This is a genomic window from Ideonella sp. (assembly GCF_044358605.1).
Taxonomy (GTDB): domain Bacteria; phylum Pseudomonadota; class Gammaproteobacteria; order Burkholderiales; family Burkholderiaceae_C; genus Ideonella.
This window is the reverse complement of the sequence record NZ_JBIKNQ010000095.1, coordinates 1-9,528: the sequence shown is the minus strand read 5'-3', so window position 1 is coordinate 9,528 and position 9,528 is coordinate 1. Positions and strand designations below refer to the sequence as shown.

Genomic DNA, 9,528 nt, shown 5'->3' with positions numbered 1-9,528 from the left:
TACAACCATCGAATTCCTCAACGCGCCCTCAACCACCAGACCCCCATCGAGGCCCTGAAAAAATGGCACGCCTCACACCCCAAGCTCTTCACAAAACGTGTGAATGATCTCCCGGGGCTTGACATCTAACCCTCTACCTTCGTGGCAATGTCGTTGGGTTGGGATCTGCTAACTACGATAGGAGCGATCTCGTGGCAGACCCGGAGAAAAGTGGTTTCAAGATTGTCAGCGGCATCGATTGCTCAGTTTCTGATTTGGCGTCCGGTGATTTGGTTCTTGAGGCGGCGATTGGTGGCACTTCACTTCGGGTTCCGCTTGCCAAATTCATTCGTTGCGCGGCGCACTTGGAAAAGGCAGCTTCAGATTTTTCTGTAAGAGCTTTGGAATTCGTGAAACCAACAGCGCTGCAATCCATTTCAAATGCCTTCAAAATACATCCAGATGATATCTCTGGCAGAAGAGCGGTGGGCCTAGTATCGGCTGATGGTGCGGCTATTGTTGGTCACAATGGCAGTCTGTTCGTTTATGGTGGAACAAATAGTCTAGCTTCAATATATTTGGAGCCTGCGGAAAATTTTGAACAAGTAGCTATTGCTTGGCGAGACTTGATGCATAGACGGATTGAACGAGCGACAAGGATTGGTGCAAAATATATTCAGCTTTTCATACCAGAGAAATCATCGATTTGTAGCCACTTAGCGCCTTTCCCTGTAAGCGGCGTTAGTGGGCTTTGGCGCAAGGTGGTTGGGCTTTCGAAGGCGGAATTACCCCAGCATGTTATCGACGGCGCAGCAACATTCGATGCTCTACAGGATCCAGTTTGTGCGTACCGATTGCTTGATTCCCACCTCGCGCACAGAGGCGCCGAAGCCATGGTCATTGGAGTAATAAATAGGCTAGGGCTGCATTTGAATTTCTCGGCGCATGATTTTCTTTGTACCCACTCCGGGGGGGATTTGTCAAAAAATTCTTAGCTGAAAATTTGCCGATTGACAAGGAAAAATTCTTCATTGCCAAAAGTATTATCAGTTCAGACGGTGAGCGATGTGAGCCTGAGGTGATAAATTCGGTTGATCCGAAAGAAGGTCGGATAGGGATAAGGCGATCGTGGCGCTGTCCTGCTGCACCTATTCAAATGAAGGTACTTGTATTCGGCAACTCCTTTTTTGAGAGGGGTGGTGATTCGACATCATTATCGTGGTGGTTCGCAAGAATATTCTCAGAGTTTCACTTCATTTGGAGTCCCGAGATGAGTCCTGAAGAAATTGAATTTCTCAAACCCGATTTGGTCGTCGGTCAAACAATTGAACGTTTTATGCGGGTCGTCCCTTCTCTGTAGTTTGTCAAAGACCAGAGTTTATTGATAGAGTACCGCTGTCTTCGTGCCATGTGGAAATGCTATATATGAAAATTCTCCTATTGGGTAAAGGCGGCCAAGTTGGCTGGGAACTGCAACGCGCTTTGGCGCCTTTGGGCGAGCTGGTAGCGCTGGACCACGACAGCACTGAGCTGCATGGCAATTTTGCAGAGCCTGAAGCCCTGGCCCAAACCGTGCGCACGGCGCGCCCGCAGTTGATCGTGAACGCCGCAGCGCACACTGCAGTAGATAAAGCCGAAAGTGAGCCAGACTTGGCGCGTGCCATCAACGCCACTGCGCCCGGTGTGCTAGCGCGTGAGGCCGCAGCCTTGGGTGCGACCTTGGTGCACTACAGCACCGACTATGTGTTTGACGGCTCAGGCACCCACGCTCGGGAAGAGCAGGCGGTCACCAGCCCACTCAGCGTCTATGGCGCCACGAAGCTGGAAGGCGAGCAATTGGTGCAGGCCAGTGGGTGCCAGCATCTGATCTTTCGCACCAGTTGGGTCTATGCGGCGCGGGGCGGCAACTTTGCCAAGACCATGCTGCGCTTGGCTGCAGAGCGCGATGCCTTGAACGTGATCGACGACCAAATTGGCGCCCCCACGGGCGCCGAGCTGTTGGCTGATGTCACGGCCCATGCTGTACGTGCCTTGGCACTGCGGCCCGAGTTGGGTGGTCTGTATCACTTGGTGGCCGGGGGCGAGACAAGTTGGTACGACTACGCCCGCTATGTCATTGAATGGGCGCGGGCCAATGGCCAGCCCATCAGGGTGGCGGCAGAGGCCATTCGCCCCATCCCCACTACGGCCTATCCGCTGCCCGCTGCCCGCCCACTCAATAGCCGTTTAAGCACGGCCAAGTTGCAAAAAGCCTTTGGCTTGCGCTTGCCTTCCTGGGAGCAAGGCGTTTTGCGCATGCTGCAAGAGACGGGCGGCTAAGCGCTCTGCGGCCCTTTGGCCAGCAAGTCATAGTCCACCGCATAGCGCCGCTTCAAGCGTTGCAGCAGCGGCGCGTCTAAGCCCATGGGCTCGGCCTTGCTGGGGTTGAGGTGGCCCATGCCGTCAACGGTGGCTTGCCAATCCACGGTCGGTGCTGCTTGGCTCAGCACCTTCAGCAGGCCCGACTTGAGTTGATGCATGGGGATCAGGTGCTGCACCAAGGGCTCTGCATTGGCCCCCAGCACCCAGGCGGCCTGCGGCCTGAACATTTGGTCCAGGCCATCGCTTTGTTCCCACAGGCCAGAGGCCACAAAGTCTGTGAAGGTGGGCAGGGCCAGCATGTGCACCCGGGATGTGTTGAGGGGCGAATTCCACCCCTTCAAAAACCGATAGGCCGAGGCAAGACGTTCAACGGGATCGCGCAGCACCGCAAAGCTGCTCATGCTGGCCCACCGTTGGGCGCCAATGCTTTCGCGTATCTCTTGGGCGGTGGAGTGCTTGCGCAAGCCGTGGCGCCGCAAGTAAGGCGTTTGGATGGCTTCTCCGAAGGCTGTGCCGCCCAGCTCTAAGTCCAGCACGCCGCAATGCTTGGCCAAGGCTTGGCTGACAGAGGTGCCCGCTGTTTTGGGGATGTGAACAAACACAAAGCCGTGGGTGGTGTTGATGATGCACATGGCAGTGGGGGTGTTGTTTAAGCAGGGGCAATGGTTGCCAAGCCTTCTTGCTCAGCTTGCCGAACAAGGCCTGCCAGCTCCGCCAAGGCCTGGGGCACGCCCGGGCGCAGCAGCCAATCAGACTGCACACTCTGCAGGCTGGCGCTGTAGTTGGGTGGCGCCACCCCGGTGCTGGGCCAAGGGCCCACGCAGGCCTGGGCGTGCTGGGCCACAAACTGCTGGCGCAACTGGTGAACGGCCAGCAGGCGCAGCGGGTCGGGGGGCGGCGCGGCCAGGCTCGCCTTTTGGGCTTCAAGCAAGCGGCTCCAGCAACTGGGGCTTTGGTTGGCTACTTCCAAAAACCTGCGGGTGTTGAACAGCGCCCCATCTGCGCGGCGGTGGGGCGAGTCTTGCCCTGGGGGCTGCTGGCCTTGTTCCCAGGCGTTCAATGCACGCAGGGTCTCCACGCGCTCTAGGCGCATAGATTTGTTCTCTACTGCGTTGTTCACCGCGGGGGGAGGCCCCAACGCTAGGCTGGCAAACAGCGCAGAGACCAGGGTTTCGCCGCTGGCGCGAATAGCGTCGTAGCTCAGCAAGCGCAAGCGCCCCTCAAAGGCCGCCAGATAGGGCGCAAGCAGCACGCTAGGGTTGAGCAGCTTGCTGCACTCTGGCTCCGCCAAGTGCGGTGCCAAAAACTCGGGCAAGCTCAGTGTGCTTCCATGCTTAACCTGCTCTTGCCACATGGCATAGAGCAAAGCCTCGGGGCTGCGCAGCAGGTAGCACAGCTCTACATCCAAACCGGCCAGCAGCCCGGCCAAGGTGCCCACAGCTGCTTCAGGCAGGCGAGAAAAGTTTTCACACGAGACGATGTGGCAGGGGTATTGCGCCCACTCTTGCGCCGCTGCTGCCCAAGCTTCTGCAGGGCCGGTGTGGCGCAGCTCGGCACACAGCTTGTGGTGCCCATACTGCGGGCCAAGGCCTGCTTGCACATAGTTAAGGCCTTGCCTGGCACGCAGCGCGTCTGCGTGCCGCAGCAAGCGGCTTTGCAAATAGGTGGTGCCCGTTTTGTGCGGGCCAATGTGCAAAACAAGGCGCGGGCGGCTCACAGCGTGGGGCCTCTCAGGTGGCGGGGGCTGCAGCTGGGGGCAGCAGGGCTTTGGCCAGTGCCGTGTCTAGGCGGCTGGGGCTGTAGTGCTGGTTGATCATGGCCTCGCCTAAGTGGGCCAAATGCGCCACGTCATCTGCATGCTGGTGCAGCCGCACGATCACCGCAGCCAGGCCGGCGGCGTCTTCAGCCACCAAGGTTTGGTGCAAATAGCCACTCAGCGCCACGCCTTCCGAGGCGGTGGGAGTCATCACGCAGGGGGTGCCATGCGCAAAGGCCTCTAGCACCTTGCCCTTCAGCCCTGCGCCCCAGCGCAGGGGCGCCACCGCCAACAGGTGTTGGTGATAAAGCGGGCTCAGGTCTGCCACCTGGCCTACGGCTTGCACATCAGGCCCTTGCAGTTGCTGCACATCCGCAGGCATGTGGCTGCCTGCCAGGGTGCAAGGCAGGCCAGGAAGCTCGGCCCACACTAAGGGCATGACCTCTTGCACCAGCCACTTGGCCGCGTCTACGTTGGGGCGGTGGCGGTAGCCGCCCACAAACATCACGCCGCGCCGCTGGGCGTGTGCGGTGGGGCCTGGGCGCAGGGCATAGCTCCACGGCACCACGCACACTTGGGCCGCGGGGCAGGCTTGCTGCAGCAGGCGTTGTTCGTGCTGGCTGTGCACGATGGTGGCATCGGCGCCTTGCACGGCACCCAGCTCGGCTTGGCGCATGCGCTGGGCGGCTGCGGCCAGCTCGGCGTTGCCGCTTAACTCGGCTTCACGCTGCATGCGCAGGTGGTGCAGGTCGGCCACGTTGTAAACCACTCGCGCCTGGGGCTGAAAGCGCCGCACCAAGCCGGTGTAGCGGGTGGCATTGCTGTGGCGGTGCAGGTAGACCACATCGAGGGGCACTTGCAGGCTGCGCAGATATTCCTCCACACCACGCACAAAGGGGGCGTAAAGGCATTCGACGCCCATGGCTTGCAACTTCGCGGTGTAAGCCGGCACATAGGCCATGTTGTCCGCCGGAATGAAGCTCACCTTGTAGCCCTGCCGCTGCAAAGAGAGGATATGGGCCAGCGCTGCGTTGGAGCCCGCGTCTTGGTCTGGGGTCAGGGTCACGTCGTCAACAAACAGCGCGCGCTGCCGCACGCTGCGCTCGGCTTCGCGTTCGGGCTGGTCGCCACTGAGGCGGTGCTGGCTCAGCACACCAGCCCAGCGCCGCACAAACTTGCGGTGGTTGATGGCCTGAAAGCGTTTCATGCCGGTGCCAGCCACATCGCGCCCAGAGGTTTGGCCTTCAAGGTGAACCACGGCGGCGGTGGGCTGCACCATGACCCGGTAGCCCGCCTGCCGCACGCGGAAGCAGAGGTCAGTGTCTTCGTAATAGCCGGGGGCAAACTCGGGGTCAAAGCCACCCAGTTGCTGGAACAGCTCGCGCGGCAGCATCAGCACGGCGCCAGAGACGTAATCGACATCGCGCAGGTAGTTGAAGCGGGGCTCGTCCGCATGAGCGCCACGGCCGAGGTTAGCGCCATCACCCAGCCGCCAGATCAAGCCACCAGACTCTTGCAGGCTGCCATCGGCATTCAGCAGCTTGGCGCCCACCACGCCCAGCTTGGGCACGCTGCGGAAGGTGCCAAGCAATGCATCCAGCCAACCGGGCTGCACCAGGGTGTCGTTGTTCAAGAACAGCAGGTGGCGACCCTGGGCCGCTTGTGCGCCCAGGTTGCAGGCCGCCACAAAGCCTTGGTTGCTGGGGTGGCGCAGCACGCGCACGGTGCCGCCAAACACCAGCGGGGCCAACAGGGTTTCGTCGGGGCTGGCGTCGTCCACCAAGATGACTTCAAAGCTGGCTTCAGGCAATGCCGCTTGGATGCTGGCAATGCACTTGTAGCTGAGCTTGAACTTGCCATAGGCGGGGATGATGATGCTGACATCCGGGTGCTGGGGCACCGGGGGCAGCAGCAGGGGCGGGTAGTGCTGCGCCAGGGTTTGGCCCACAAGGCCAAACCATTGGGGCAGGGCCATGCCGTTTAGCAACTCAGCAGCCGCTGCGCTGGCTTGGCTTTGTGCTTCGTCCACCTGGGGGCGCAACTGTGCTTGGCACTCCAGCAGGCGTGCCATCTGCGCCGCCAAGAAGCGCAGGGCGTCGTTTAAGTGATCCGGCGCTTGAGCCTGCTCTAGCTCGTTGGTGATGCGCTCTGCGACGTAGGCTTGTACGCTTTCGTCTAAGCGGGCAATGGGGCGGATGATGGTGGCTGGTGACTTGGCAAGTTCTACGCCGTCCGTCATGCGGCGCACGGTCAAGGTGTGCCTGGCTAGAGGCAAGAGCGTGCGCCCCAGCGCAATCCGAAAGCCATAGCGGCAGCCGCCACTCCCGAACTTCACGAGATCGGGGCGCAACAAGTCAGCTTTGATCACTGCCAAGCGGGTGTCGCCATCGAGCACCTCCACCTCCACGGGCGCGTCTGGGTTGGCGGGGTCCCAAGCCCAGCCCGCCAGCGCGTCTGGCGTGGCAATGTCCACTGCACCCGGCATGGGTGAGTGCCGAGGGGTTGCTGGCGCGTTCATACTGCTTGATCCGCGTGGTTCAAAAACAATGGGGGCTCACTGTAGAGCCCCCACTCGTCTGGCCTGGCTTACTTGGCGATGAAGATCACCAGGGACCTGCCCGCAATGCCGTAGTTGACGTTCTCGCCGCCAATGTTGACGGAGGCCGCCACATCGACAGGGGTGGCAGAAAACTCGTTCCATGCGGCGGTGTCGGTGACGCGGTGCCAAGACTTACCGGCGCCCGGCCAGGGCAGCTTGAAGTTGATCTGGTCCGTCCAGCCGTTGTAGGCGGTCAAGATGGTGTTGGTGCCGGCTTCGGTGCCGTCGTGGCGCAGCATGAAGGCCTGCTGGTCGGTGCGGTCCCAATGGTTGTTGCTCCAGGCCGTCCAAGCGCCGTCGCTGGTGAACATGTCCACGGTGCTCAGGCCATTGGCATTGCCATCGGTGTTGATGCCCAGGTAGCTGTTGGTTTGCAGGATCGGGTGCGCCTTGCGGAAGGCCAGCATGCCCTTGCTGAAGTTGAAGAAGGCGGTTTGTTCGGCGCTGAGCTGCCAAGACTGCCAGTTGGCGGTGCTGTCGAGGTTGTAGGGGTTGTTGTTGCAGTTCATGCTGCGCAGGCCTTCGTCACCACCTTGCAGCATGGGCACGCCTACGGCCATGCTCAGCAGCGCAAAGCCGGTGCGTGCGGCTTGGCGCTGGCGCACGGCTTGGCCAGAGGCAGTGCCTTGGTCCCAACTGTCTTCGTCGTCGGTGCCGCCGTCAGAGGGGCCATAGGGCCAAGCTTGGGCGTTGTTCTTGCCGTTGCAGGAGTAAACGTCCTTCAAGGTCAGGCCATCATGCACAGACAGGTAGTTCACGCTGTGCTCGGGCTTGCGGCCGTCGTCGGCGTAGAGGTCTGGCGAGCCCAACAAGCGCAGGATGACCGAGCGCAGCGAGATGGCTTTGACGCCAAGCTCGTTTTGGTCACGGCGGATGATGTCGCGGAAGCCGCCGTTCCACTCGGCCCAGCCTGCAGGCATATTGCCCAGTTGGTAGCCTTGCCCACCCGGTGCCAAGCCCCAGGGCTCAGAGGTGCGGAACAGGTTGGGCCACTTGGCAGAGATGGCCGCCAGAGCCGTGGTGGTGTTGTTGCGGTCGAAGTAGAAGCGTTGGGTGTCGCTGGGGTTGGTGTTGTTGTCGTAGCTGTTGCCCAATGCGATGCCCAGGTCAAAGCGGAAGCCGTCCACACCCATGCGCTCAATGTAGAAGCGCATGGAGTCGAGGATCAGGTCTTTGACCACCGGGTGACGCGTGTTCACCGTGTTGCCCGTGCCGGTGATGTCGTAGTCAAACTGGTTGGGTTGCGAGCCTTTGGCCAGCAGGTAGTAGGTGCTGTTGTCCAGGCCGCGCAGGTTCCAGATGTTGAGCTTGCTCGGGTCGGTGTTGTTCCACAGGCCGCCTTCTGCGGTGTGGTTGTAAACCACATCGGCAATGACTTTGATGCCCCGGTCGTGGAAGGCCTTCACCATGGCCTGGTACTCCTTGATGGCGCCACCGGGCGCCTTGTTGGAGGAATAGCGCGAGTCGGGGGCGAAGAAGTTACTGGTCATGTAGCCCCAGTAGTTGTCGCCTGCCGTGGTGGTGGAGGAGCGGCTGCCCGAGTCCACATCGTTGGCTTCGTTCTCTGTTTCGTGAACAGGCAGAAACTCAACCGCAGTGACACCCAGCGACTGCAGGTACTGCGCCTTCATGGCCGCGCCTGCATAAGTGCCGCGCTTGTCTGCGGGGACGCTCGGGTCGTTCATCGTGAAGCCGCGCAGGTGGACTTCATAGACCACGTCTTGCGTCATCGGGCGCTGGGGCTTGGTGCCCACATTGATGCGCCAAGCGTCTAGGTTGCCGGAGGCCACCATGGACTTGGGCGACAGGGGGCCAGAGTCCAGGTGGCGGCTGCCCGCACCGCTCGCAAACACGGCGCCATCGATGTTCTGTGGGTTGGCGTAGTCGTGAGTGTTGTAAAGCGAGAAGGGGTCTGACAGCAGCTTGTTGGGGTTGAAGCGGTTGCCACTGCTGTCCACGTCTGCCACAAAGCCAGCCGATGGGTTGGTGCGTGGGTGCCAAGCGGCGTTGTAGGGCCAGTTGGCCCCCCACGCGCGGTAGCCATACATCACGTCGGTGAACATGGCGGTGGTGTCGGGCGTAAAGCCCAGGGTTTGCAGCTCGGTAAAGCTCACGTCGCGGCGCCAGTAGCCGGGCTTGCCAGCGATGGGCCTCATTTCATAACGCGCGACTTCATTGGCGCCGAAGCTGCTGCGATACAGCCAGACCTCCATGCGTGTGGCGTTGGCCGAATACACGCGAAACACGGCCGCCTTCTGTTGGGTGACGCTGTTGATCTCAGAGGCCGATCCCAACTGGTTGGTGGACTTGAAGTTGGGCGCTTGTGCCTGAGCTGGGTGCATGGACACCAATGCCAACGCGCAGCTCAAGGTGGCCAATAGACGCCAAGACGTCGTCCGACGGACATGCATGCGAAAGTCTCCTGTCAGTTAGGTGTGTAGTGAAACAACATACTCTTTGAAGGAGGAGGCTACCAAAACAGAATCATTTGCGCGGTGTATGTCCCTAGTTTGAAGGTGTCTTGTATGCAAACTACATCACATCTGTGTCTGAGTGTGGTGGGGCGGGCCTCTGTATCGGCGCCCAGCGCCACATGCGCCAGCTTGCTGACTCCCCCGACAGGCACCCCATCGGAGGGTGGGGTGGGACATTGCTGCTCTGCTAGCATCCTCTAGAGTGGCCGCCAGGGGCCGCAGATGAACCGTTATAAACACTACAAGGGACCCCTCGCGTGAGCCTCGTCTCCATCGTTGGTGCGTTAGCACGCCTGCTGCAAGACCAGACCCGCCTGTACCGGCTGCAAGGCCCGGCAGAGCTGGCGCCGCTGTTGGTA

6 protein-coding genes are annotated in these 9,528 nt (G+C 60.7%); 2 read left to right on the top strand and 4 right to left on the bottom strand.

Features of this window, described 5'->3' with window-relative positions; genetic code table 11:
* Positions 1–191: 191 nt before the first annotated feature.
* Positions 192–974 (top strand): hypothetical protein, encoded by a 783-nt coding sequence (locus ACIQ3Q_RS21585; protein ID WP_396271299.1) that lies wholly within the window; start codon positions 192–194, stop codon positions 972–974.
* Between the two features lie 430 nt (positions 975–1,404).
* Complete coding sequence (gene rfbD, locus ACIQ3Q_RS21580) at positions 1,405–2,298, top strand: dTDP-4-dehydrorhamnose reductase (RefSeq protein WP_396271298.1); 894 nt, start codon at positions 1,405–1,407, stop codon at positions 2,296–2,298.
* On the opposite strand, the gene ACIQ3Q_RS21575 is transcribed toward rfbD, so the two are convergent.
* The 4 genes from ACIQ3Q_RS21575 to ACIQ3Q_RS21560 form a co-directional block, all read right to left on the bottom strand.
* A complete protein-coding gene (locus tag ACIQ3Q_RS21575) occupies positions 2,295–2,972 on the bottom strand; it encodes a sulfotransferase family 2 domain-containing protein (protein WP_396271297.1) in 678 nt (225 codons plus the stop codon). The two genes, rfbD and ACIQ3Q_RS21575, sit on opposite strands and share 4 nt — an antisense overlap.
* Positions 2,973–2,989: 17 nt before the next feature.
* Entirely contained in the window at positions 2,990–4,057 is a 1,068-nt protein-coding gene (locus tag ACIQ3Q_RS21570; protein WP_396271296.1) for a hypothetical protein, read from the bottom strand.
* A 13-nt stretch (positions 4,058–4,070) separates the two neighbouring features.
* Positions 4,071–6,614 carry a glycosyltransferase gene (locus tag ACIQ3Q_RS21565; protein ID WP_396271295.1) on the bottom strand — a complete coding sequence of 848 codons (2,544 nt, stop codon included), beginning with the start codon at positions 6,612–6,614 and terminating at the stop codon, positions 4,071–4,073.
* A 68-nt stretch (positions 6,615–6,682) separates the two neighbouring features.
* Entirely contained in the window at positions 6,683–9,106 is a 2,424-nt protein-coding gene (locus ACIQ3Q_RS21560; protein WP_396271294.1) for an alpha-amylase family glycosyl hydrolase, read from the bottom strand.
* Positions 9,107–9,528: the final 422 nt, after the last annotated feature.

Bases quoted from the DNA above. Each gene is read 5' to 3' on its own strand.
- ACIQ3Q_RS21575 (WP_396271297.1), bottom strand. From the start codon at position 2,972: ATGTGCATCATCAACACCACCCACGGCTTTGTGTTTGTTCACATCCCC.
- ACIQ3Q_RS21560 (WP_396271294.1), bottom strand. From the start codon at position 9,106: ATGCATGTCCGTCGGACGACGTCTTGGCGTCTATTGGCCACCTTGAGC.
- ACIQ3Q_RS21565 (WP_396271295.1), bottom strand. From the start codon at position 6,614: ATGAACGCGCCAGCAACCCCTCGGCACTCACCCATGCCGGGTGCAGTG.
- rfbD (WP_396271298.1), top strand. From the start codon at position 1,405: ATGAAAATTCTCCTATTGGGTAAAGGCGGCCAAGTTGGCTGGGAACTG.